The sequence below is a fragment of the Paramylibacter kogurei genome, assembly GCF_002742285.1.
Classification (GTDB): Bacteria; Pseudomonadota; Alphaproteobacteria; order Rhodobacterales; family Rhodobacteraceae; genus Amylibacter; species Amylibacter kogurei.
On record NZ_MDGM01000009.1, the window covers coordinates 84,178 to 108,604 of the forward strand.

Sequence of the window (24,427 nt, forward strand, 5' to 3'; positions counted from 1 at the left end):
AACCTTATTCAAAAACTGTAGGAATGGCGCGAGCTTTACGATCCAACCATGCTGGTGCTGGCAGATCATTCGCCTTTAGGAAAGTCGGGTTAAACAGTTTGGATTGATAACGGCTCCCGAAATCGCACAACACGGTGACGATCGTATGCCCAGGGCCCATGTCACGCGCCATACGGATGGCGCCTGCGATATTGATCCCTGTTGATCCACCCATGCACAGACCCTCGTCCTGCAACAAATCAAACACAATCGGCAACGCCTCTTTGTCTGAAATGTTATATGGCAAATCCACTTTCAATCCTTCCAGATTGGCGGTGATACGCCCCTGCCCGATGCCTTCGGTAATCGAACTTCCGTCCGATTTCAATTCGCCATTGGCATAGTAATTATACAACGCTGCACCATCGGGATCTGCGATACCAATTTTAACGTCCTTGTTACGATCACGCAGACCATCGGCAACCCCCGCCAATGTTCCACCAGAGCCAACGGAACAGATGAAACCATCCACTTTGCCATCCGTTTGCACCCAGATTTCAGGTGCGGTTGCGTTAAAATGCGCAGCCTTGTTGGCCACATTATCAAACTGGTTTGCCCAGATCGCACCATTTGGTTCGGTCTTGGCCAGCTTTTCCGCCAACCGCGCCGAATATTTAACGTAGTTATTTGGGTCTTTGTAAGGTTTTGCAGGAACCTCTACCAATTCTGCGCCCGCAAGGCGCAGCATATCTTTTTTCTCTTGGCTTTGGGTTTCAGGGATCACGATTACGGTTTTGAACCCCATCGCATTACCCACAAGCGCCAAACCAATGCCCGTATTGCCCGCTGTGCCCTCAACAATCGTACCACCGGGGGACAATTTGCCAGATTTCACCGCGTCTTGGATGATGCTGAGTGCTGCGCGATCCTTGATGGATTGCCCTGGATTCAAAAATTCCGCTTTGCCTAGAATTTCACACCCTGTAATCTCTGACGCCTTTTTCAGACGGATAAGTGGTGTATTGCCAACGGCGCTTGGAAGATCGGAATAGACGTTCATTAAGGGAATCCCAGTGTTAGTATTTCAATACCGTGATACGCGCAACGCGACCGCGCTGCAAGCCACGCTTGGAGGCAATCATATCCAACGTTTGTTGGCAATCCCCGTCAAGCGCCCTGCAATCGCTCCACCTAAAAATAAGATGACCCAGACAAAGGGATCAAAGCTGCGCAACATCATCGTAAGCGAAATACGGATCCATGCGATAACCGCGTTAAGGGGTTCAGAAAAACCACCATCCGCCATTGTGCCCGTCACAACCACCAAACCATAGACAAAACAAGCGACAACAACGCCCACGATAATTGCGCGCCACCCTGCGGCAATGGAATCTATTCCGCCATATCCTGGTTCATTGCCCAAAACGATCCATCCTGTGACAAACCCAATCACCGCCGATCCCGTTAACAGGGACGACATTAAATTAAGCTCGGTTACGCGGCTTTGCATGAATACTGCTGATGCGATATACGCAACAATCATCAACGTAATTGCGGCAACCAATTTTGCTCCTGTTGGCATTTAATTATACTCCTACTTTGCGCATCGTGACCTGAGTTACATCCGTTAATTCGTGCTGAAAACTCGATGCGCATCCTGCTAAATAAAAATCCCACATGTTTTTGAAACGCTGATCAAACCCAAGCGGTGCAATATCTTCCCATTTGTTGTTAAACGATTCAAACCATCGACGCAAAGTCAGTGAATAACTTTTGCCAAACTCCACGGATTTTTGAAATTCCAGCCCAGCACGTTCAATTTCGCGGCGCAATGCGCTTGGACTGGGCAACATGCCACCTGGAAAGATGTATTTTTGGATAAAATCCACGGATTTTCGATACGCGTCAAACTTTTCATCCGCAATGGTGATGATTTGCAATGTTGCCTTACCATTTGTTTTCAAACAGTTATTCACAGTTTCAAAATAAACTGGCCAGTATTTTTCACCCACTGCTTCGAACATTTCAATGGATGCGACCCCGTCATATTTTCCTCGCTCTTCGCGATAGTCCTGCATGACAATCTCAACCCGATCTGACAACCCAGCGTTGAAAATGCGTTGTTTCGCGAAATCATGCTGTTCTTGCGAAATTGTTAAACATTTCAATCGCGCACCCCGTTGCGCCGCCGCATATTCCGCAAATCCACCCCAACCACAGCCGATTTCAAGCAAATGATCGCCCTCTTTGACCCCTAAATCATCACAGAGATTCGCATATTTTTGGATTTGCGCCTTGGCCAGATCCTCTTGTCCCGTTTTAAACAGAGCCGAAGAATAGGTCATGGTTTCATCCAACCATTTGGCGTAAAACGCATTGCCCAAATCGTAATGATATGAAATGTTTTTGCGCGCCTGTGCGATGGTATTCCCCCGCATCCAGTGGCGCATGCGTTCATACATGCGCACCAAGCCAGCACCGGGAAAGCTATACCCGACCTCGTTAATATTCATATACACCACGTCCAGCAATAATTGCAGATCGGGCGTGGTCCACCAGCCATCCAAATAGGCATCTGAAAACCCTAAATCACCCTCGCGGATCAGGCGGGCAAAGCTGTCTGGATTGATCACATCAAGGCGCGCCACAGGCCCTGCCGATTGGCCTTGTGCCAAAAATACGCGCCCATCAGGCAGTGAAATTTCAATCGCGCCGGATTTCATCGCCCCCAGCAACGCAAATGTTTGTTTAAAATAGCGTGGCAGGTTTGTTTGGCCCTGCGTCGAAGTCAATTTGTTCATAACACACTCCCTTCACGCCCCCCTTGGTTAAGCGTAACGATTTTGTGTCACCTTGCAATCAAATTTCCCCGACACCACCACGCATCGCGGCATAGGCATCCAAGGCCGCCTTGCGCCCATCGGCCAGCGAAATCGCGGGTTCGGGGTATGGTGTGGATGGTGTTATGTGCCATGATTTTGGGATTGCGGCGAAAAATGCACGATATTCGGCCCTGGTATCATCCAACAAAAACCGTTTGCGATACAATTGCTGTTTATCGAATTTTTCACCCTGTGTGGCGGGGTTAAAGATACGAAAATACGGCGATGCATCGGGGCCGCACCCCGCAACCCATTGCCACCCCATCGCATTGGCCGCAGGGTCCCAATCGATCAAACAATCTGCAAACCAATCGCGCCCCACGCGCCAATCGGTGCGCAGATGTTTGGTTAAATATGACGCCGCAATCATGCGCATCCGATTATGCATTGTGCCTGTTATATATAATTCGCGCATGGCGGCATCGACCATGGGTTCGCCCGTCATGCCACGGCGCCAGCGCTCTGCATTTTCATTGTCGGGCAGCCAGTGAAACGTATCCCATTCGCTACGCCAGTTTTGATCGGCCAGTGCGGGAAAATGATACATCAGATGATATGCATATTCGCGCCAAACCAATTCCTTTAGGAAATGTTCGCCCCCCTGTGCACCCTTTTGCATCGCAACATATGCTGAATGCCAAATCATGCGTGGGGATATTTCACCGTATGTCAGGTTTTCGGATAACCGCGATGTGGAGGGCTTGTTTGGAAAATCGCGCTCACGTTGATAATCACCAATCGCATCATCCAAAAACGCATCCAATCGCGCCTGCGCGTTTGTTTCACCAACACAGATATAACGCGACACCACATCGGCCCCACGCCGCATGTCCCGTCCCAATTGCCAATCGGTTAGCGTATCACTTTCGGGCCATTCACTTGGTGGGGACAGGGATTTGGGCGCGGGTAAACAGGCATCCACTTGGCGCCCGCGCACGGTTTTCCAAAACGGAGTGTAAACCTTGAAATAACCACCCGATTTATTGGCCACGCTCCAAGGTTCAAATAACACATGACCCTGATGGCTTTGTGCATCGATGCCATCGTTTTGCAATCCCGCCTTAACCACGCGATCACGCGCGATTGCATCGGTATCATATGCTCGCGACCAATAAACCGTATCCGCGCCAGTCTCGCGGATCAGGTCACGTAATTCGGCCAATGGTTCACCGCGGCGCAATATCAGGCGGCTGCCAAGTGCCGCGAGCGTTTTGGCGAAATGTTCCACACCCAACCCAAATCGCCATTTGGGTGCCGCGCCCAGCGCCTCCATTATCGGATCACAAATGAACACAGGGATAATCGGACGCCCGGTTTCGATGGCCTTACTTAATGCCACGTGATCAGAAATGCGCAAATCGCGGCGAAACCATATGATGATCGGATTTGTCATGAAGTTTACGTCACAATGCCTTGTTATTTATTATAAAATTTCATCCAACGCGTTCATCATCTTGGCCATTTCATCCTGTGTTGTGTAATGAACAAAACTAATACGCAGGACGCCGTGGTTTGGATCAATATTTTGCCCCTCTAAACAGCGCAGCCCGTAAAAATCTCCGCCACCTGTCATAATTCCTTTGGCTGCCAACTGCTCTGCGGCCTTGGCGCCGGGCATGTTCAAACGCATAGCCACGGTGGGCGCCTTTTGATTTGCATCACGTGGGCCGATCAATTGCACGGAATTTTTGTTGCCCAAGTAATCCAAAAATGGTTGCAACAATTTGATTTCATGCGCGCGCATCATATCATGCACAAATGCACCGCGTGCGCGTGCTTCACCCGTGCCACCATGATGCGTCGCGTAATCATCAACGTAATCAGCCATGCCCGCACAGGCCGCAACCTGCGCATGATCGGGGCCCGCTGGCGTGAACCGTTTATACAAACTGTCACCATTGAAATAATGCCCTTGATTGGGCAGCGTTTCACCCAATTTGCGACGGATTGCCATGATGCCTTGGTGTGGGCCATAAACCTTGTAGGCGGAAAACAGATAGATATCCGCGCCCAGCGCACCAACATCGGGAATTCCATGGGGGGCATAGCTAACCCCATCTACACATGTATAAACGCCCGCCTTTCGCGCCAATTCACAAATCGCTGCCACATCGTTGATTTCACCAACCACGTTCGAGCAATGCGGAAAACACAGCAATTTTGCCCGTTCATCCAACAGGTTCGCCAAATCCAAGATATCCAAATGCCCCGTTTCTGGATCCATTTTCCATTCACGAATTTCAATGCCACGATCCGCCAATCGCCGCCACGGGCCGCTGTTTGCCTCGTGATCCTGGTTTGTGACGATTATCGCATCCCCCGATTTCAGATGGCTCGCAAATGCCTGTGCCAGAACATAGGTATTTTGCGTCGTGGACGGCCCAAAGGATAATTCATCCGTATCAACCCCCATGATTGCCGCAAGACGCGTGCGTGCCTCGTCCATTTCTTCGCCACCCAAACGCGATGCATCATAGGGGCCATAAGGTTGCACCTTGCGTTCGTGATAAAACCGTTCCAGCCGTTTGATCACCTGACCACAGGTATATGACCCACCTGCATTTTCAAAAAACGCTTGGCCATTTAACGCGGCCTGTTCAAATGCAGGGAACTGTGCGCGGACAAATTCAATATCTTGGGTCATTTTATTTCCTGTGATGCGGTAAGATTTTCCCTGCAAGGTTTCGCAATTTGCGATCCGATGCAAGCAACAACGCCCGTTCGCACTTTGATTAAAAAATGTGCAAAAATATCCATTCCTGTCGCAAACACGGCGCAGCAACGTCGAATTTTGCAGTTTTTTCACACCCAATCGGGTAACGTTTCTGTGACAAGGGAGTCGTTTGCCACACCTGTGGATCATCAAATCCAATCTGCACGGGCAAATAAATCAACAATAAAAGAGGGACAAAAATGAGTATCAACGAACCGTTTACGGATCTAGAGATAAAAACCGCGGATAACGGTTTTTACGAAGGCTACAGCCTTCCGATCGCGTTGATCAGTAAGATCAGCATGACATTACTGGTGCTTTGGGCCTTGATTTGGCCGCTCAGTGCGAATGGCAAATTGGCCGCGTGGAACACCAACCTATTGGTTGGGTTCAATTCATTTTATATCATCGCGGTCGGGCTGTTTGCCTGTTTTTGTTTTATCATTGCGCTGATCCCATCGATTGGGCGGCGTACATTGGGTTTGCCTGGTGAAAAGCCTGAATTTTCCAATTTCTCGTGGTTTTCCATGATGTTTGGTGCGGGTTTGGGCGTGGGTTTGATGACATTCGCCACCGCTGAACCGCTTGGCCTGTGGGGATCAAACCCAATCGTTGTCGCAGGCGAAGTAGAGGGCAACACGCAAGAGGCATTAAAATCCGCCTATCGTTATACATTTGCCCATTACGGTTTCCACGCATGGGCCATTTATGTGTTAACGGGTCTGTCGCTGGCCTATTTCGCCTATACGCGTGATATGCCATTGACCATCCGCTCTGCGCTGACACCATTGTTGGGATCCATCGCAAATGGCCCCATCGGGCATATCGTTGATGTCTTGGGTGTGGTTGCAACAATTCTGGGCGTATCCGTCACTATTGGGTTTGGTGTCAGCCAACTTGTTGATGGTGTTTATGCGATCACAGGTGCGCAATGGTTGATGAATGGAGCAGAAGCCCCCGCACCCAGCAAGGTTGGCCTGATCGTGGCATTGGTCATCATCATGGGCATGTCGATTGTGTCGGCGGTTTCTGGTGTGGGACGCGGTGTTAAATACCTGTCTAACTTGAACCTAGTATTGTCGCTGATCCTTTTGTTGGTCTTTGTGATTTTTGGATCATTCCTGTTTGCAATGACAACATATGCAACCGCGTTGTTTGACTATATCGTGCATTTCTTTTCGCTCTCATTCAGCGCCTATGCACCAATGGATGTGGCTGAATTTACTGCCGCATTACCCGATGCCGTCAAATCATTGCCTGCCGATGAAATCGCGGCATTGCACGCGGGTGCAACGGGGCCTTGGGGATCGTTGGCAGGGTTCGCAGAATCCGTGCCTGCATCCGTCACCGCCTTGGAAAATTCCGATAGCGTGATTGCCACCATGTATGACAATGCGGCACGCGGGCGCCAATTTGCTTGGCAAGCTGCTTGGACAACATTTTACTGGGCTTGGTGGATTGCATTTGCGCCATTTGTTGGCTTGTTCTTGGCACGTATTTCCAAGGGTCGCAGCATTCGCGAATTCGTCCTTGGTGCGGTTGTTGCCCCATCATTGGTCTGTTTTGCATGGATGACAATCCTTGGCGCCACAGCGATTGATCTGGAATTAACCGGTGGAGCAAACGGATCCATCATCGGTGCATCCAACACGGCCAAATTATTCGTGACATTGCAAAACATGTTATCGGGTGGATTGTTGCAGATCATTACCGTGATGTGCGTAATCCTGATTATGACATTCTTGGTTACATCTGCTGACTCTGGCATCTTGGTGATGAACACGATCATGTCGGGTGGCGCACAGGAAACGGGCATCAAGCACCGCATCATCTGGGGCATCTTGCTAACCCTTGTGATTGGTACGCTATTGCTTGCGGGTGGTGGCGGTATGGATGCGTTGAAAAACGCAATGATCATTGCCGCATTGCCGTTTACCTTCATCATGGTTTTGATGATGATTTCGCTGGCCAAGGCGCTTTATCGTGATGGTATTCGCGACAAAGCATAATTTGCACTTCACAAACGAAAACGGCGCCCAATGTGGCGCCGTTTTTTATTGGGGTAACGTGTTATGCATTCACATCAACAACAACGCGCCCTTTGACCTGACCTTTCAGAATGTCAGCACCCAATTTTGGCAAATCGGACAGGGTGGCAGGCACAACCATGTCTTCCAATTTATCCATCGGTAAATCGGTTGCCACACGTTTCCACACGGCAACGCGGTTTTCATATGGATGCATCACACTGTCGATCCCAAGCAGATTAACCCCGCGCAACAAAAATGGAATAACCGTGGCGGGCAATCCTGCCCCACCAGCCAACCCAACAGAGGCCACCGATGCACCATATTTCATTTGCCCCAACACACGTGCCAACATGGCACCGCCCACGGCATCAATGCACCCCGCCCACATTTCAGATTCCAACGGGCGTTTAACGGTTTCGTTAATCTCTTCACGCGCCACAATCTGGCTCGCCCCAAGAGATTTCAGATAATCCGCCGTTTCTGGGCGCCCAGTCACTCCGGCAACCTCATATCCCAGATTTGCCAATATCGCGGTGGCCACTGATCCAACACCACCTGCCGCCCCTGTCACCAAAACAGGGCCGTTTGCGGGTTTTAATCCATGCGCTTCCAGTGCCATCACCGATTGCATCGCGGTAAACCCAGCCGTGCCCACGGCCATTGCTTGGCGCGTAGATAACCCATCGGGCAAGGCCACCAACCAATCGGCATTCACACGGGTTTTTTGCGCATAACCGCCCCAATGCACCTCGCCATAACGCCAGCCTGTCAACAAAACCTTGTCACCCTTCGCATATCGCGGATCATCCGAAGACTCGACAACACCCGCCATATCAATCCCGGGAATATGGGGATAGTTGCGCACCAACCCGCCCCCTGGCCCGATGCATAACCCATCCTTGTAATTCACCGTGGAATATTCGACCGCCACGGTCACATTCCCGTCGGGCAGTTGATCCAACTCGATCTGCGTCACCGCAGCGTGGGTTTTACCCTCGTCGTCTTTTTCAACCATCAATGCGTTAAATGACATGCGTTATCCTTTCACGGTTTTTCCAAAACACGCTGCAAATGCTCTTGATTGCGGCGCTGATTCAGGGCAATGTCTAGCAATGTTTTAAATGTCTGACAATTGGAATATTTATCCGCGATGAAATACACGTTGAAACCAAACGGTGAACTTTCGGCCCAAATCGCATTGGCGATTCAAGATGCAATTGTTGCGGGCACATTGCTGGTCGATGAACGCCTGCCTTCTGAATCCGAACTGGGCGAACGCTTTGGCGTGGCACGCTCAACAGTGCGCGAAGCCTTGAAACGTTTGGCGGCGAAAAACCTGATCCGCACGCAACGCGGTGCCAGTGGTGGCGCATTCATCAACCGGATCAGCTTTGAAGACGCCTATCCCCAGCAAATCACGACATCAACATTGCTGCTCTCGATGAATGATGTATCATTCGAAACCGCATGCGAGGCGCGATACGCCGCCGAACGCGCCTGTATCCCCTTGGCCGCACAGCGGTGTCAGCCCGATCATCTGGCCGCCATGCGCGCCGAAATTCATCGCCAAAAACAAGCTGGGCTGAGCGACGAAAGTTTCTGTGCATCCGATGTCGCCTTTCACCGTGCCTTGGTCGATGGTGCAGGCAATGCGGTATTATCCTATCAATTGGTCAGCGCGATTGAATCCATGCAACCTTTGATGAACATGATCACATTCAGCGAACGCGATCGTGCGACAATCATCCAATTTCATAGCGATATCGCCGATGCGATCGAAGCCCAAGATGCCAAACGCGCCGAAACCGCCTTGGCCGACTTGGCCATATACACCGCAACCTTGGCAGATCAATTCCGCGCCAAACGCGAGAAACTGCGCCAATCGGCAAACGCGGTGAGATGACAAAATCAAGATTGAACCCACCCGTTCAATCCCCTATACGACCCACAAGCACCCGTAGCTCAGCTGGATAGAGCGCTGCCCTCCGAAGGCAGAGGCCACAGGTTCGAATCCTGTCGGGTGCGCCAATGATTTCAATGGGTTAGGTAATTTTCATTCTCTTGGAATTATCAACCATGGCTGTGGTGATTGCCAATCTCTATAATGAGAACAGAGAGTTTCATTGTAGCCCTCAGCTTCTTTATCTTGGCATTCCAGCGATTGAAAAAGGTCCGCATACCCAAAACCACCCCAGTTTGAAATTTCTCTTAATCGATTTGGTAACGCTTGTTTACGAAGCTCAAGAGCAGCTTCTTCGCTTAACGAATGATCACGATCAGGATGTTGCAGAACATTGATCGCCCAATCACGAAGTGCCTTGGTATCATCCTTCGGCTCTCCAGTAAGGACACCAACTGCAATCTGTAATTTGGTTCCAGTAAGGTTTCTTTGGCTTACCTGATTATTCAAAAACAGAGCTGCTATTGCCACAACCACTGGTAGCAGTACTTTGCCAAATATTTCAAACTTGTCCCAACAATCTTTCATGAATACTGTCCTGATGCGAACGCCAACGATTTTAACTTACATGCTAAATTGCTTTTTGCAACTAAGGTTCGAATCCTGACGGGTGTGCCAAATATCTTCGATTGGCATTTCATTTAAGAAACCCCGCGCTGGGATATGATGTGCATATATTTCGCCAATTTCCCACACGTCACAAGGCGTTTTGCTGACGTTTACGTCACGTCCAACGCGAAAAAGGTACTGTGCAGCGCAACATTTGAACGATAGTTTAACGCCAACACAAACAACCACAGTTTACTAACTTTGCAGGAGGCTTTGATGCCAAGTTATACCGCCCCAACAAAAGACGCAGCATTCATTTTGCATGAATTGCTAAAGGTGCAAGACGCACAAATCCCAGGTTTCGAAGAACTGAGCGCTGATTTCACATCCGCCGTTCTGGAAGAGGCCAGCAAAATCGCAACCAACCTGTTGCAACCATTGAACGCGGTTGGCGATCACGATGGCTGTACCTTTGAAAATGGTGTTGTACGCACACCAAAAGGTTTCAAAGAAGCGTTTGAAGAATATCGCGCTGGTGGTTGGAACGGTTTGGATCTTGATCCTGAATATGGCGGCCAAGGTATGCCATATACATTGGCCACCGCAGTTGGCGAGAGTTTTTCTGGCGCAAACATGGCGTTTGTGATGTATGGCGGTCTGACTCATGGTGCGTATTCTGCGATCCACGCCCACGGTACAGACGATCAAAAATCCAAATGGTTGCCAAAAATGGCCGATCTGGAATGGACAGGTACAATGAACCTGACCGAGCCACATTGTGGTACGGATTTGGGCTTGATGCGCACCAAGGCGGAACCACAAGGTGATGGTTCATATAAAATCTCTGGTCAGAAAATCTTTATCTCTGCGGGTGATCATGATCTGTCGGATAACGTGATCCACCTTGTTCTGGCAAAAATCCCAGGTGGCCCAGAGGGCATCAAAGGTGTGTCCTTGTTCATCGTTCCAAAATTCATGGTTGATGACGAAGGCAACATTGGCGAACGCAATGGCGTTTCTGTTGGCAACATCGAAGAAAAAATGGGCATCCACGGCAATGCGACCTGTGTGATGAACTATGACGATGCAACAGGTTACTTGCTTGGCGAAGAAAACAAAGGCATGCGCGCCATGTTCACCATGATGAACGAAGCGCGTCTTGGCGTGGCATTGCAAGGCTTGTCACAATCAGAGGCTGCGTATCAAAACGCGGTGATCTATGCCAAGGATCGTCTGCAAGGGCGTGATGTTACTGGCGTGAAAAACCCGAACGGCCCTGCTGATCCGTTGATCGTTCACCCTGATATTCGCCGCATGTTGATGAATATGAAATCATTCAATGAAGGTGCGCGCGCATTCATGATGTGGGGCGCAATGATGTTGGACAAAGCGCATCACAATGATGACAAAGACGCGCTTGGTTTGATTTCCCTGCTTACACCAGTGTTGAAGGGGTTCCTAACCGACGTTGGTTTCGACATGACGGTTCAGGCGCAACAAGTATACGGTGGCCATGGTTACATCGAAGAATGGGGCATGTCCCAATTCGCCCGTGATGCACGTATCGCGATGATCTATGAGGGTGCGAACGGTGTTCAGGCGCTTGATCTGGTTGGTCGTAAAATGGCACAGGATGGCGGCAAGCACGTCATGGCCTATTTCGACATGATCAAAACGTTCATCTCTGAAAACAAAGATAACGAAGAGCTGGCCGATTTCTTGAACCCATTGAAAGATGCGTCAAAAGATCTGCAAGAAGTGATGATGTATTTCATGCAAAACGGCATGAAGGATCCAAACTCTGCCCTTGCTGGTTCTACGGATGCATTGCACCTGTTTGGTCACGTCAGCCTTGGTTTGATGTGGGCACAAATGGCCAAGGCCGCATTGGCAGGCATGGCATCTGGCGAAGGTGATCAAGATTTCTACAAGAACAAGATCACCACTGGTAAATACTACATGGATCGTGTTCTGCCCGCTGTCAAAATGCACAAAGCACGTGCAATGGCAGGTGCCGAAACAATGATGGCACTGGACGCCGATCATTTCTAATCAGGTTTAAAACCTAATATTTAAGCGCGGCACTCCAAACGGGGTGCCGCGTTTTTTTGTGTGCATATCACCACTATTCTGCTGTGCGCGTATCCCATGTTTGAACGGTGGCTAATTCATCTGAACAGGTTTCCAACGTCAACGCTTTCATCTGGTTTTCTTTGCTGCGCCCTGTGCGGGTTTCATCGCCAAGGGTGATGCAAATTTCGGGGTTTGCTGTGGGGGCAATCGTGCCCTGACCATCAAAAACCCAGCTTTGCTCGGCTGAACCGTCACAACTGGCCAGCGCAACTGTGTCGCCTGCCTCGTTTCCTGTCGCGGCCATGCAGACGTCAAATTCGGGCATATACATCACGCCTTCATCGAAACGTTCTGAATCAAACGCCTGATCAACAAAAATTTCGCCCGATGGGCTGTAACAAGTATGCGCCTGAAGCCCGTCATCTGGGTTGGCATTTGCGCCCTGCCCTTTGGCGATATCCAAACAATATCCGTTTTGGATATTATCGAGCATATCAACCACATAAACTTCGACATTATCCGCCTGTGCGATGCCAGAAAACAGACCAAGTGCGATAACGGTTGCGGTGGGTTTCAACATATTATTGTCCTATGTTAAGTGAGTGAAAGAGAGATTATTCAACGCTGACACGGCATAACACCGTATTGCTTTGTTCCAGATCAGGGCCCCAAATAAATGCGGCGCGATCATCCCAATTGATGTCATTATACCCCATTTTTGGATCAACGGCGGCGGCGCTATACACGCTGGCGGCGGGCCAGTCGGATGCATCAAAATCTGCGTGATCCCAACCTTGCGGTTCATCGGCGGCTTCGAACAAACACACACCCTCGCCCGCGACAGGGTCATCGGATTTTTCGCAAGATTTATCCAATGGCGCGGTATGAATCACTGCGCATTGCCAGCTTTCATCGCTGACAACCACGGTTTCGCCGGCACTATTTTTCACCTGAACGATCAAACCACCATCGCCCATCTGTTGGCGACGGCTTCCGATATATTCCAGCCCCGTATCGTTTTCTTTGAAATCCTTGGCCACAACACCGATCACAAATGGGGCGTCTGCCTCAAATGTGAAACTTTCGGCGTTAAACGAACGCTCGGTTGTAATGGGCACGCTATCCTCTGCGACCTGCACACCGTTAATACGCATTTCGAACCAGTTATCGGCCCAAACATCCACTGAATAGGTTTCTGCACTGGATATTGCAGGGATCATTGTCGCGGCAATAAGGGTTGGAATAATGATACGCATGACAGCTCCTTGTTGTGATCAGCATAGCTGATACGTGACCACAACAAACTTCTGTCGCGACAATTCACATTTCTGGCAGATATCCGCCCTTGCGCAGATCAATCGCCTGTCCTGTGCGCACGGATTCTTGTGCGGCCATGCCCATGGCCACCGCTTTCCAACCATCCTCTAGCGTGACATCGGGCGCATCGCGTTCGCCGCGCACCAATGCGACAAACCCACGATGCTGATAAAACGTTGAACCGTTGTGATCACCCGCATCCAGCAATTCTGGATCAACGGGGATTTCGCGCAATTCTGGCCCCTTGGGGTCGCGCGGGCTGACGATCACTTGTGGGATCGGCGCATCGCCCAAATGTTCTGGCCAAAAACGCCCGGGGCCTGGAACCAAGGCTTCGATCTTGCCTGACCCACCCACGGCAGAAATTTCTTCTTGGTAACGCGAACCTTCGGCAAACATGCACAATTCCAACATCGCACGTGCACCGTTTTCAAAATCAACGATCACATAACCATTGTCCAAAATATCAGGGACCTCGCCGTTATATGTTTCATCCAAATGGTTCACATCCTGCCCCGCACTGGCCATCACGCGGATCGGTTCGGATTTCACCAACAGGCGCATCAGATCGAAAAAATGACAACATTTTTCAACGAATGTGCCACCGGAATACCGATTAAAACGGTTCCAATCATTCACCTTTGGCAAAAACGGAAAACGATGTTCGCGGATCGTCAACATTTTGATCCCGCCTGTGGCATCATCAACCCCATCGCGCAGCGCCGTGATGGGCGGCATGAACCGATATTCCATCGCCACCCAAACGGGTGCTGCGTAATTTTTGCGAAATTTCTCTAGCCGTGCAACATCCGCAGGATCGGTAAACAGCGGCTTTTCCACCAAGATCGGCAATGTGCGTTTGGCGGCAATCTGTTCCAGTTGATCCACATGGCAAAAATTGGGGCTTACGATCAATAAACAATCCAATTGTGCGATGTCCAATAATGCATCCAAGCTGTCCACCATCACCGCATCGGGTGCGAAACCTTGTGCCAGTTTCGCCATATCCGCATCGGGTTCATAAATCGCGCCAACCTTTGTGTCAGGCAGCAATGCGATATTGCGCAGATGTTCCTGTCCCATCATGCCGCATCCGATGACGCCATAATTTACTAACTTGCCCATATTCATTCCTATTTTAATCGTTGCACATAATGTGCGCGTGTTGTGTCAAACCATGTGCGGGAATATTCGATTGGTGCGGGCGCATCTGACCAGCTAAACCTTTCGATAAACGCGGTTGTCGCACCCGCACACAATGTAAATTTTTCTGGCGCCCAATCAGGAACATTCGCGATGGTCACGCGATCTTCGGCGCGGTGAATCCAAAACCCCAGCTTTTTCTGATAATAGTGATAGAGCGAATCTGAAAGCGCATTTTTATCCACCAAACCAGCCCCTGCATCCAACCAAATTTCCTCGACTGCGATAATTGTATCATTCAAATAGCGCAATCGACGAACGCGTGATCCACGTGGTGATGTGCCAAATTGGGGCAAATCATCGGGTTTATCCATGATGGATACATCCAGCACATCCGCACGCGGCAACCCGCCACCATCCAGCAATTCAATGCGAAACATCGCATAATAACTGTCGTCTTTCACGCCATGGCGAATGTAATTGCCAGACCCGTGAATGCGCTGCAACATGCCCTTTTGTTCAAGAATTTTAAGCGATTTTCGCAATGTCCCAACGGATGTATGCAAATTTTCTGCCATATCGCGTTCGGGGGGCAATCGTTCCCCATCCAACAAGCGACCCGCGGCAATATCGCGGATCAACAATTCGCTGATCTGAACATATTTGGGCAGGTCATTGGGATTTTGATCAGGCGATGACATCAGCGATTAGACTCCTCCAAATCTAAAATTGATACACCATTGATCTACACGTTTTTCAATGCTAAGCAAGTGGAAATTGTTTCGGTCTTGGGAGGATAACGATGACAATCGTTCCGGTCACATCCGCTGATTTGGATGGCGCAGAGGTTTCTTGGTTTTCGGCACTGTGTTCAGATGATTATCAGTTCTTGGGCGTGCCCGATGGCGATCTGCGATCAAGCTGGGATCATTGTTCCAACATCGTCAAAACGGCCGAGGCTCAGGGATTTCGCAACATTCTTTGCCCATCATCCTATCAGGTTGGACAGGACACATTGTCCTTCGTGGCGGGTTGTGCCCCGATCACCGAAAAAATCAACCTATTGGCGGCGGTGCGTTGTGGCGAAATGCAACCCATCATGTTGGCGCGCACCATCGCAACGCTTGATCATATGTTACAGGGTCGCCTGACTGTAAATATCATCAGCTCTGATTTCCCAGGTCAAAAAGAGGACAGCGATTATCGCTATCAACGTTCGCGCGAAGTTGTGGAAATCTTGAAACAGGCTTGGACACAAGATGAAATCAACTACACTGGTGAAGTCTATGATTTCAAAGGATTAACAACCGATCCCGTACGCCCCTATCAAACCGGTGGGCCACTGTTGTATTTTGGCGGTTATTCCCCATCTGCCTTGGAATTATGTGGGCAACATTGCGATGTATATCTGATGTGGCCTGAAAAAATGGATGAACTGGCAGGACGGATGAAGGCCGTGAACGCGGTTGCTGAAAAATACAACCGCACGCTGGATTACGGATTACGTGTGCATATGATCGTGCGCGACACCGAACAAGAGGCACGCGAATACGCCGATTACATCACATCGAAACTGGATGATGAATATGGTCGCATGATCCGCGAACGTGCGCTGGATTCAACATCCCTTGGGGTTTCACATCAGGCGAAAAACCGCGAACTGGCGGATAAATTTGGTTATATCGAACCCAACCTGTGGACAGGCGTTGGTCGTGCGCGTTCGGGCTGTGGCGCGGCATTGGTTGGATCAACCGATCAGGTTTTATCAAAAATCGAAGAATATCAAAAAATGGGCATCCGTGCGTTTATCTTTTCTGGATATCCCCATATCGACGAAGCAGAACATTTTGGTTCACGCGTCATGCCGCATTTAAAAAACGTGTCCCTGCCAGAGGTATATGGCCGCGTTCCCATTTCCACCCCCTCAACACCGCTTGGCACAGGAGAGCGCCGTTAATATGCAACGCATCCAACTTACTGATACACTTGAATTCAGCCGCATCGTTTATGGCATGTGGCGCGTTGCGGATGACAGCGATACATCCACCAAACATGTGCGCGCGAAAATCGACGCCTGTTTGGAACAGGGCATCACCACATTCGATCAGGCCGATATTTACGGTGATTATGGTGCCGAGGCTGTTTTGGGCGCGGCATTGGGTGAAAACCCATCCTTGCGAGATCAGATGCAGATCGTCACCAAATGCGATATCGTTGCCCCCTGTGGCAAATACGCAGATGTGCCCGTAAAATATTACGACACATCGGCGGCACATATTAATGCATCCGTTGATGCATCCCTTGCCAATATGCAAATTGATCACATCGATCTGATACTGATCCACCGCCCTGATCCGATGATGGATCACATGGAAACCGGTGGCGCATTGGATGCACTGGTGGCATCGGGCAAGGTTGGCGCGGTGGGCGTTTCCAATTTCCGCCCTTGGGATTGGAATCTGTTGCAATCGGGTATGAAAAACAAATTGGTCACCAACCAGATTGAATTATCGCTGGGGTGCCACGACGGATTCACCAATGGCGATGTGGCATTTCACCAACAACATGACACCGCGATGATGGCATGGTCACCCCTTGGCGGTGGTGATTTGATGACAGGCAGCGGTGAATTGGCCAAGGCGATGGATGTGGTTGCCTATGACAACGGCGTTGATCGCGCGGCGGTGGCTGTTGCTTGGTTATTGGCGCATCCTGCCAAAATCCTGCCGGTGATGGGTACGAATAATCTGAAACGCATCACATCCATTTCCGATGCGACCAAAGTGAATATGGATCGCATCACATGGTTCAAACTTTACACAGCAGCATTAGGACACGAGGTGGCATAATGGCAGATGGCGGCGGCAACATGACAACACGTTTCACACCAGATCCCGAAAACACGCGCCTGTTGCGCAACGCATTTGGGCGGTTTGCAACCGGTGTAACGGTGATCACATGTGATGGCGTGGATGGCCCTGTGGGCATCACCGCGAATAGCTTTTCATCCGTATCACTCGATCCTGCGCTGGTTTTATGGGCACCCGCAAAATCATCGCGTCGTTTTGCCTATTTTTCTGCTGCGCAGCATTACGCAATCCATATACTTGATGTTGAACAGGCCGACATTTGCAACGGATTCGTTAAATCCGCGCATGCTTTTGACGGGCTGGATTATATTGTGAACGCACATAACGTGCCGTTGATTGAAAACTGTCTTGCGCGTTTTGAATGTACGCGGGTCAATAATTACGACGGTGGCGATCATGAAATCATTTTGGGGCAAGTCACCAATGCCGAAATGCGCGATGGTGATGCGCTTGCATTTTACGCAGGACGCATGGGGGGATTGCCTCAACACGTCTAAACGCGCAAGGGTGGAGGCCACGCGCACAAAGGGAGGAATAGATGGTCACATTATTGGCATTGCTAACGCCAGTTAGCATGTTGAACGCGTTCATATTGCGATGTGGACGCGCCATTGGCGTTTTTGCAATTGCCATGATGGTAATCGCTATCCTAATTCAGGTATTTTTCCGCTATATCCTTAACAACGCATTGCCGTGGCCTGATGAGGCCGCGCGTTTTTGCATGTTGTGGATGACGGGATTAATGGCCCCCACCGCATTTCGCCGTGGCGGGTTCGTCGCCATTGATATGGTGGTGCGGTTTTTGCCGCGCATGATTGGTGCTGGCCTGTCGCTATTCTTGCTATGTGTGTCCATGTTGGTTTTGGTCGTTGCTGTGAAAATCGGTTGGTCAGAGGTCACGGGATTTGGCGGTCGTTTCGCTACAGCATCGCTTTATCTGCCCACATCATTTTCGTTTGACGAATGGTTTCGCATTCCCCGCTCTTGGATGATGGCATCCTTGCTGGTGGGTGTGATTTTATTGCTCGCGGTCAACGTTGAATTGATCATGCGCAGCGTCATCACAATGTTTGGCGGCGCATCCGCAATGCCCGAAATTCGCAACGCTGATACAGTGGGGACAGAATAATGTTGATATGGTTTTTACCACTTTTCCTCTTGTTCCTAATGATCGGCCTGCCGGTGTTTTTCGGCCTGCTCGCCGCCCCTGGCATATTGCTGTATTTGAATGGTCAGGAAAAAGACATCACGCTGCTATATCGCAATGTTTACAATGGCATGGACAGCTTTCCATTGATGGCCATTCCGTTTTTCATGCTCGCGGGGGAATTGATGAACCGTGGTGGGATCACCATGCGTCTTGTTGAATTTTCACAGGCATTCATGGGGCATCTGCGCGGTGGGCTTGCCCATGTAAACGTGATGTCATCCATGTTATTTGCTGGGTTATCAGGCTCTGCCGTGGCGGACACATCCGCATTGGGGTCGATGTTGATCCCTGCGATGGAAAAACAGGGATACACCCGCAAATTTGCCGCCGCCATCACCGCGGCCAGCTCTGTCATCGGGCCAATTATCCCCCCATCTGGCATCATGATTATTTACGCATATGTCATGGGCGAAAGCGTCGCGGCGCTATTCCTTGCGGGAATTGTGCCGGGTGCAATGGTGGGCATCGGTTTGATGATTATGGTCAAATTCTTGGCCGATAAATATGATTTTCCCGTCGCCACTCGCAAACACACATGGGGTGAACGTGGTCAGGCCAGCCTGAAAGCATTCTTTCCCCTGCTCACCCCTGTGATCATTTTGGGTGGGATTTTGGCCGGTGTTTTCACCCCGACAGAGGCCGCAGCCGTCGCCGTCGCCTATGCATTGATCATCGGGTTGTTTGTGTTGCGCACCCTTAAAATCGGTGATCTGCCTGATGTGCTTGCACGCTCTGGCCTCACATCCGCTGTGGTGTTGTTGCTGGTGGGCGCTGCCATGGCCTTTAAAACCGTGGTCAGCCTGTCGCACGCGCCAGAACAGCTTGCCGCGTTTATTCTAACGCTATCGGAAAACCCGCTGATCCTGTTGTTCTTGATCAACTTGTTGCTGTTTATCGTTGGCATGTTCTTGGATGCAGGCCCTGCGATTATTATCCTTGGCCCGATTTTGGGGCCGATATTCACCAGCCTTGGCGTTGATCCTATCCATTTTGCAATCATCATGTCGGTGAACCTGACCGTGGGTTTGGCGACACCACCGATGGGGCTTGTGCTATTCGTAGCATCTGCCGTGTCGGGCGAACGGGTTGAAGCCATCGCAAAGGCGATCATCCCTTTCCTTTTGGTTGAAATTTTGGTGATATTTTTAATCACCTATATTCCTGCCATTTCAATGACAATCCCGCGTTTAACAGGGTTTGCGAACTAACCACCCAACAGAGTATTCGGAGGAAACATAATGCTCAAACAAACGTTTAAAACACTGGCACTTGCTGCCATTTTGGCCGGCACCGCCATCAGCGCAACAGCCGCAGATTACAAAATCCGCGCGACCGCCAATTCAAACGAAAACGACGAAGACTATGATGGTCTGGTCGTGTTCAAAAACTACGTCGAGGCCGCATCAAATGGTGCGATCGAGGTGGAATTGTTCATCGGTACACAGCTTTGTTCAAACGGTGCAGAATGTTTACAAGGTGTCGCCGATGGTACGGTTGATGTTTATATTTCCACATCGGGCGGTGCGTCTGGCATTTTCCCATATGTTCAGGTTCTCGACCTGCCGTATTTGATGGCGGATGACCGTATCGCAGAACATGTTTTGTCTGGTGATTTCACCCGCAAAATGCGCGCAATGGCGCTGGAGGATTCCGGCGATGCGATCCGGTTGATGACCATTGGTAACACAGGTGGCTGGCGCAACTTTGCCAACACAAAACGTCGTGTTGCAGAACCAAAAGACATGGAAGGCTTGAAAATTCGCACCGTGGTTGCCGACCTACCGCAGGAATTGGTAAAATCACTGGGTGCATCCCCAACGCCGATCCCATGGCCTGAATTGTTCACATCATTCCAAACCGGTGTTGTGGAAGGTTCCAAAAACGGCATCACCGATATCATGGGGATGAAATTCCCAGATGCGGGTCTGCAATATGTAACGCTTGATGGCCATGCGTATATGGGTGCGTTGTGGTGGATGTCGAACAAAACATTCATGGACATGCCAGAAGATATGCGTGCCGTCGTGGTTGATGGGTTCTATGCCCTGCAACAGGCGACATTTGCATCACCAAAACGCAAATCCATCGCAGCATACGAAGAATTCGTAGCAGGTGGTGGTGATCTTTATGTGCCAACACCAGAACAAAAGGCCGCTTTCGCAGCCGCAGCAACACCCGTTTACGATTGGTTCAAATCAAACGTTGGTCGCGGTGAAGAAGTGTTCAACGCATTGACAGAGGCCGTAGATGCGGCAAATGCCGACGTGAACGCAGCACGTGCCGCGGATGTAAACTAATCCTCCCAGGGGTGCGTGGGAAACCTCGCGCCCCATATTTTTTTGGATTATCGAAACGGATACATCCACACCTTGTAATCATCGACCAGAATATGCGCCTTTTCAATTTCAGCTTTGGTCATTTTTTTCACGACCTCTTCCAGCGAAATCGCCGCATCGGGATCGCCGCCAATCGCGCTGAGCGTGTACCACATATAGGCGCGTATCAAATCCACCGCGGGCAATCCGCGCCCCACCTCATAATACCAACCAACACCAGATTGTGCGCCTGCGTGCCCTTTCATTGCGGCGCGCAGATACCATTCAAACGCGCGTTGATCGTCGCGTTCAACGCCTTGGCCCATGGCGTACATGACGCCAATCAATTCTTCGGCGTCCGCATTGCCAGATCGCGCAGCGGGCCAAAATTCGGCCATCGCCTGTTCAAATTGCCCCGCTTCCATCAAATCACGCCCCGTTTCCACATCCGCCAATGCGCCTTGGGGAAAAACGGATGTTGTCGCCAACAGAAAAACGCGAAAAAATTTGCGCATATTGTGATCCTTTGTTCTGGTCTGGGCGTGTCGGCATTTGCGGGGGAAACCCCATATGACGACCCCAATGATTTTCTGCCCCATGATGCAAAACAGGCGGCATTGGGACAATTGTTATTTTACGATAAAATCTTGTCGGGCAATAAAAATATTGCCTGTTCCACCTGTCATCACCCCGATTTTGGCACAGGCGATGGTTTATCGCTTGGCATTGGCGAAGGCGGCGTTGGGCTTGGCCCCAATCGCCACGCGGGCACGGGTGACAGCCGTATCAAAAAACGCATCCCGCGCAATGCGCCTGCGTTGTGGAATCTGGGCGCCAAAGAATTACAGGTGATGTTCCACGATGGGCGTTTGTCGTTTTCAGATGTCTATGGCAATGGCCTTGATTCACCCGCCCAAGAATGGCTGCCTGATGGGTTAACATCCCTGCTTGCAGCACAGGCGATTTTCCCACTGGTCGCGCAATTTGAAATGGCGGGCAATCCCAGCGAAAATGAAATTGCGGGGGCTGTGCATGATCGCATTGATGCCGCGTGGCCAATATTGGCCAAACGCGTGCGTGTGATCCCTGAATACGGGCAACGATTTGTCGAGGCTTATGCCCATATCCAGACACCAGAACAGGTGACAATCGCCGATATCGCCAATGCACTGGCCAGTTTCATGTCATTCGAATGGCGCAGCATGGACAGCCCGTTTGATGCCTATCTAATGGGCGATGATACCGCGATGACACCGGATCAGATCGCGGGAATGGAATTGTTTATGGGGCGGGGAAATTGTGCGGCCTGTCACGTTGAACCGCTGTTTAGTGATCATAAATTCTATGCGCTTGGCCTGCCCGCATTTGGGCCGGGGCGCACGCGTGTATTCGATTTCATCGCACGCGATGTCGGCAAAATGGGGCATAGCGATGACTTGAATGATGCCTATCGGTTTCGCACACCAATGTTGCGCAATGTCGCGCTCACCGCGCCCTATGGGCATAACGGCGCATATCCCGATTTGCGCGGGATTATCGAACATCATTTGAACCCTGAAAAATCACGCGAAAACTGGCGCCCAGAGATGGCCGCCCTGCCCGATGCGCCGTGGTTGGCGGAAATTGATTTTATCGTCCAACAAGATACGCGTGAAATGGCACGCCAAGCGCGCGCATTAGATATCAAACCCGTTGATTTGGACGATATGGAAATTGATCAGCTCATCGCGTTTATGCACGCGCTGACAAGCGATACACGCCAACGGTTGGGCATTCCCAAGTCCGTGCCCAGCGGTTTGCCGTTGGACTAGATGAAAATGAAGTCTTCATTGCTAAAATCATCCGCATAAAATCTTTCTTCGCGGTGATTTTCGATGCGAATTGTTTCACCACCAATCACAATGACCGCACCAAATGATCGGCTTCTGATGTCCAGACTATCCACATGCCCGACCAGTTCAAATTGCGACAGATCAATCACATCTTTGCCCAGTTGAAAATCGGTGATGATATCGCGCCGCCCATCGGGTGCAAAAACAAAGGTGTCATTTCCTGTTCCACCTGTCAGAATATCGCGCCCTGCGCCGCCATCAATCATATCATCCCCAGCACGCCCATTGATCTGATCGCCATTGCCAGCGCCAAACATAATGTCATTATCTGTACTGCCAATCAGGTTATCCGCATCCCCCGCACCATTGATCACATAGCCTGTGTTTTGCGGGGTGTAGGTGAATTGGGTCATGGCGTGTTCGCTGCTACTGCCCACGAATAATTGGATTGTATCATCCAAAATCACCAGTTCCATTGTGCTGATATTATTCAGCGCCGTTTCAAAATCATCGGCCAAGACTTCGCGCAATTGCAATTGCCCATCGGACGTTAATTCAAACACCGTGATCCCATCATCCGATCCGGCCACAAAAACATATGCACGCCCATGATGGGCAATGGTTTCAACGATGCTGGCATCCTGAAACCGCGTATCGCGCCCATCTAACACATGATCGGTTTGTGTCAGGTGCCCATGATTATTGATATGATAGACGGTTACACTGTTTGTGCCTGCGGATGTGAGAACCGCAAAATGCATTTCCCCAACCGCAACAATATCAACGTCCGTTGACAACGCCAATCCCGCCCCGTGATCGGGTGAAATCGTATCACGTGCACGTAAATTGCCATGGCGCCCCACGACATAGGTTTGAATACCCGCATCAATTCCCGAAACCGTAATCAAAAACGTGCGATCCCCGATGGTGACACTGTCCATCGCTGTGACATCGCCCAGATGCGTATCATTCGTATCATCATATCCGCGTTTTTCGCGAAAGCTCAGATCATTCATAATGCGATAGCTTTCGATCCCCGATTGCCCATTGCGAATAACGAATGTGAATGTTTTCCCATCCAGTTGCACCGTATGGGTCAGCGCAAAATGCCCATAATCTGTTGTATCGCCAGTAATGTTAAATTCATTATCAAGCTTTCCCGTGCTATCAATGGGAACCAACGCGGCACTATCGTCATAGCGCCCCGACGTGAGCAAAAAGGTTTCACCATTATGCGTGATCAATTCAAACCCGTTCAGGGTGTTTGAACCGGTTTCATCCCCTTGTGCAAGACCACCACGACGACGTGGAGCAGCATCGGAATAAATGTAATAGATTCCAAAATTGCCCTGCGCCTCGCTCCCCGTGATCAAAAATACGCGACTGCCGGAAAAGAACACTGCGAAATCATTCACCCCGACCAAATTGCTATTGCCTTGTCGAAACACTGTCGACACCACGCTCAGCGTCATTTGCCATCACCCCATAGCCGATGCAAAGGATGGCAACATATTGTCCCACCACTTATCCCAGTGGCAGGATGCGTAATAAATG

The 24,427-nt window shown here is 50.3% G+C and carries 23 protein-coding genes and 1 tRNA gene; 11 read left to right on the plus strand and 13 right to left on the minus strand.

Annotation, left to right across the window (positions count from 1 at the left end; translation table 11 throughout):
* Window positions 1-4: 4 nt before the first annotated feature.
* The 5 genes from BFP76_RS04620 to BFP76_RS04640 form a co-directional block, all read right to left on the minus strand.
* Window positions 5-1,039 (minus strand): cysteine synthase A, encoded by a 1,035-nt coding sequence (locus BFP76_RS04620; protein WP_099592012.1) that lies wholly within the window; start codon window positions 1,037-1,039, stop codon window positions 5-7.
* Between the two features lie 78 nt (window positions 1,040-1,117).
* On the minus strand, window positions 1,118-1,561 hold the full coding sequence (locus BFP76_RS04625) for a TrgA family protein (RefSeq protein WP_099592013.1): 444 nt from the start codon (window positions 1,559-1,561) through the stop codon (window positions 1,118-1,120).
* Window positions 1,562-1,565: 4 nt separating this feature from the next.
* Complete coding sequence (locus tag BFP76_RS04630; protein WP_099592014.1) at window positions 1,566-2,780, minus strand: SAM-dependent methyltransferase; 1,215 nt, start codon at window positions 2,778-2,780, stop codon at window positions 1,566-1,568.
* Window positions 2,781-2,838: 58 nt separating this feature from the next.
* Window positions 2,839-4,254, minus strand: a complete 1,416-nt coding sequence (locus BFP76_RS04635; RefSeq protein WP_099592015.1) for a cryptochrome/photolyase family protein — start codon at window positions 4,252-4,254, stop codon at window positions 2,839-2,841.
* 30 nt (window positions 4,255-4,284) lie between these two features.
* Window positions 4,285-5,505, minus strand: coding sequence for an aminotransferase class V-fold PLP-dependent enzyme (locus tag BFP76_RS04640; protein WP_099592016.1), 1,221 nt, complete (start codon window positions 5,503-5,505; stop codon window positions 4,285-4,287).
* Window positions 5,506-5,774: 269 nt separating this feature from the next.
* Here BFP76_RS04640 and BFP76_RS04650 point away from each other — a divergent pair, with 269 nt between their 5' ends.
* Window positions 5,775-7,583: a BCCT family transporter gene (locus BFP76_RS04650; RefSeq protein ID WP_099592018.1), complete on the plus strand. Its 1,809-nt coding sequence runs from the start codon at window positions 5,775-5,777 to the stop codon at window positions 7,581-7,583.
* 61 nt (window positions 7,584-7,644) lie between these two features.
* Here the strand turns inward: BFP76_RS04650 and acuI are convergent, their stop codons facing one another.
* Window positions 7,645-8,637 (minus strand): acryloyl-CoA reductase, encoded by a 993-nt coding sequence (gene acuI, locus BFP76_RS04655; RefSeq protein WP_099592019.1) that lies wholly within the window; start codon window positions 8,635-8,637, stop codon window positions 7,645-7,647.
* Between the two features lie 117 nt (window positions 8,638-8,754).
* Between acuI and BFP76_RS04660 the strand changes: the two genes are divergently transcribed.
* Window positions 8,755-9,507 (plus strand): FadR/GntR family transcriptional regulator, encoded by a 753-nt coding sequence (locus BFP76_RS04660; RefSeq protein ID WP_099592020.1) that lies wholly within the window; start codon window positions 8,755-8,757, stop codon window positions 9,505-9,507.
* Window positions 9,508-9,555: 48 nt separating this feature from the next.
* A tRNA-Arg gene (locus BFP76_RS04665) sits at window positions 9,556-9,632 on the plus strand.
* Window positions 9,633-9,657: 25 nt separating this feature from the next.
* Here the strand turns inward: BFP76_RS04665 and BFP76_RS04670 are convergent.
* The gene (locus tag BFP76_RS04670; protein WP_099592021.1) at window positions 9,658-10,092 is read right to left on the minus strand and encodes a hypothetical protein; all 435 of its coding nucleotides are present in this window, start codon (window positions 10,090-10,092) and stop codon (window positions 9,658-9,660) included.
* Window positions 10,093-10,389: 297 nt separating this feature from the next.
* Between BFP76_RS04670 and BFP76_RS04675 the strand changes: the two genes are divergently transcribed.
* Window positions 10,390-12,165 carry an acyl-CoA dehydrogenase C-terminal domain-containing protein gene (locus BFP76_RS04675; protein ID WP_099592022.1) on the plus strand — a complete coding sequence of 592 codons (1,776 nt, stop codon included), beginning with the start codon at window positions 10,390-10,392 and terminating at the stop codon, window positions 12,163-12,165.
* Window positions 12,166-12,238: 73 nt separating this feature from the next.
* On the opposite strand, the gene BFP76_RS04680 is transcribed toward BFP76_RS04675, so the two are convergent.
* From BFP76_RS04680 to BFP76_RS04695, 4 genes are all read right to left on the minus strand, one after another.
* Window positions 12,239-12,766 (minus strand): ricin-type beta-trefoil lectin domain protein, encoded by a 528-nt coding sequence (locus BFP76_RS04680; protein ID WP_099592023.1) that lies wholly within the window; start codon window positions 12,764-12,766, stop codon window positions 12,239-12,241.
* Between the two features lie 34 nt (window positions 12,767-12,800).
* Window positions 12,801-13,442, minus strand: coding sequence for a PEBP family protein (locus BFP76_RS04685; RefSeq protein ID WP_099592024.1), 642 nt, complete (start codon window positions 13,440-13,442; stop codon window positions 12,801-12,803).
* Between the two features lie 64 nt (window positions 13,443-13,506).
* Window positions 13,507-14,628, minus strand: a complete 1,122-nt coding sequence (locus tag BFP76_RS04690; protein ID WP_099592104.1) for a Gfo/Idh/MocA family protein — start codon at window positions 14,626-14,628, stop codon at window positions 13,507-13,509.
* A gap of 8 nt (window positions 14,629-14,636) precedes the next feature.
* Window positions 14,637-15,347 (minus strand): GntR family transcriptional regulator, encoded by a 711-nt coding sequence (locus tag BFP76_RS04695; protein WP_099592025.1) that lies wholly within the window; start codon window positions 15,345-15,347, stop codon window positions 14,637-14,639.
* 101 nt (window positions 15,348-15,448) lie between these two features.
* Here BFP76_RS04695 and BFP76_RS04700 point away from each other — a divergent pair, with 101 nt between their 5' ends.
* From BFP76_RS04700 to BFP76_RS04725, 6 genes are read left to right on the plus strand one after another with little or no spacing between them, the layout of a single operon-like run.
* Window positions 15,449-16,603 (plus strand): LLM class flavin-dependent oxidoreductase, encoded by a 1,155-nt coding sequence (locus BFP76_RS04700; RefSeq protein WP_099592026.1) that lies wholly within the window; start codon window positions 15,449-15,451, stop codon window positions 16,601-16,603.
* A 1-nt stretch (window position 16,604) separates the two neighbouring features.
* Window positions 16,605-17,495, plus strand: coding sequence for an aldo/keto reductase (locus BFP76_RS04705; protein ID WP_099592027.1), 891 nt, complete (start codon window positions 16,605-16,607; stop codon window positions 17,493-17,495).
* Window positions 17,495-18,013, plus strand: a complete 519-nt coding sequence (locus BFP76_RS04710; protein ID WP_099592028.1) for a flavin reductase family protein — start codon at window positions 17,495-17,497, stop codon at window positions 18,011-18,013. Before BFP76_RS04705 ends, BFP76_RS04710 begins: the two co-directional genes overlap by 1 nt.
* Window positions 18,014-18,054: 41 nt before the next feature.
* Window positions 18,055-18,645, plus strand: coding sequence for a TRAP transporter small permease (locus BFP76_RS04715; protein ID WP_099592029.1), 591 nt, complete (start codon window positions 18,055-18,057; stop codon window positions 18,643-18,645).
* On the plus strand, window positions 18,645-19,934 hold the full coding sequence (locus BFP76_RS04720) for a TRAP transporter large permease (protein WP_099592030.1): 1,290 nt from the start codon (window positions 18,645-18,647) through the stop codon (window positions 19,932-19,934). Before BFP76_RS04715 ends, BFP76_RS04720 begins: the two co-directional genes overlap by 1 nt.
* Window positions 19,935-19,964: 30 nt before the next feature.
* The gene (locus BFP76_RS04725) at window positions 19,965-21,023 is read left to right on the plus strand and encodes a TRAP transporter substrate-binding protein (protein ID WP_099592031.1); all 1,059 of its coding nucleotides are present in this window, start codon (window positions 19,965-19,967) and stop codon (window positions 21,021-21,023) included.
* Window positions 21,024-21,070: 47 nt separating this feature from the next.
* Here the strand turns inward: BFP76_RS04725 and BFP76_RS04730 are convergent, their stop codons facing one another.
* Window positions 21,071-21,556, minus strand: coding sequence for a tetratricopeptide repeat protein (locus BFP76_RS04730; RefSeq protein WP_099592032.1), 486 nt, complete (start codon window positions 21,554-21,556; stop codon window positions 21,071-21,073).
* Window positions 21,557-21,562: 6 nt separating this feature from the next.
* Here BFP76_RS04730 and BFP76_RS04735 point away from each other — a divergent pair, with 6 nt between their 5' ends.
* Window positions 21,563-22,852: a cytochrome-c peroxidase gene (locus BFP76_RS04735; protein WP_240513983.1), complete on the plus strand. Its 1,290-nt coding sequence runs from the start codon at window positions 21,563-21,565 to the stop codon at window positions 22,850-22,852.
* Here the strand turns inward: BFP76_RS04735 and BFP76_RS14630 are convergent.
* On the minus strand, window positions 22,849-24,345 hold the full coding sequence (locus tag BFP76_RS14630; protein WP_165775662.1) for a calcium-binding protein: 1,497 nt from the start codon (window positions 24,343-24,345) through the stop codon (window positions 22,849-22,851). The genes BFP76_RS04735 and BFP76_RS14630 overlap by 4 nt on opposite strands.
* Between the last annotated feature and the right edge of the window lie 82 nt (window positions 24,346-24,427).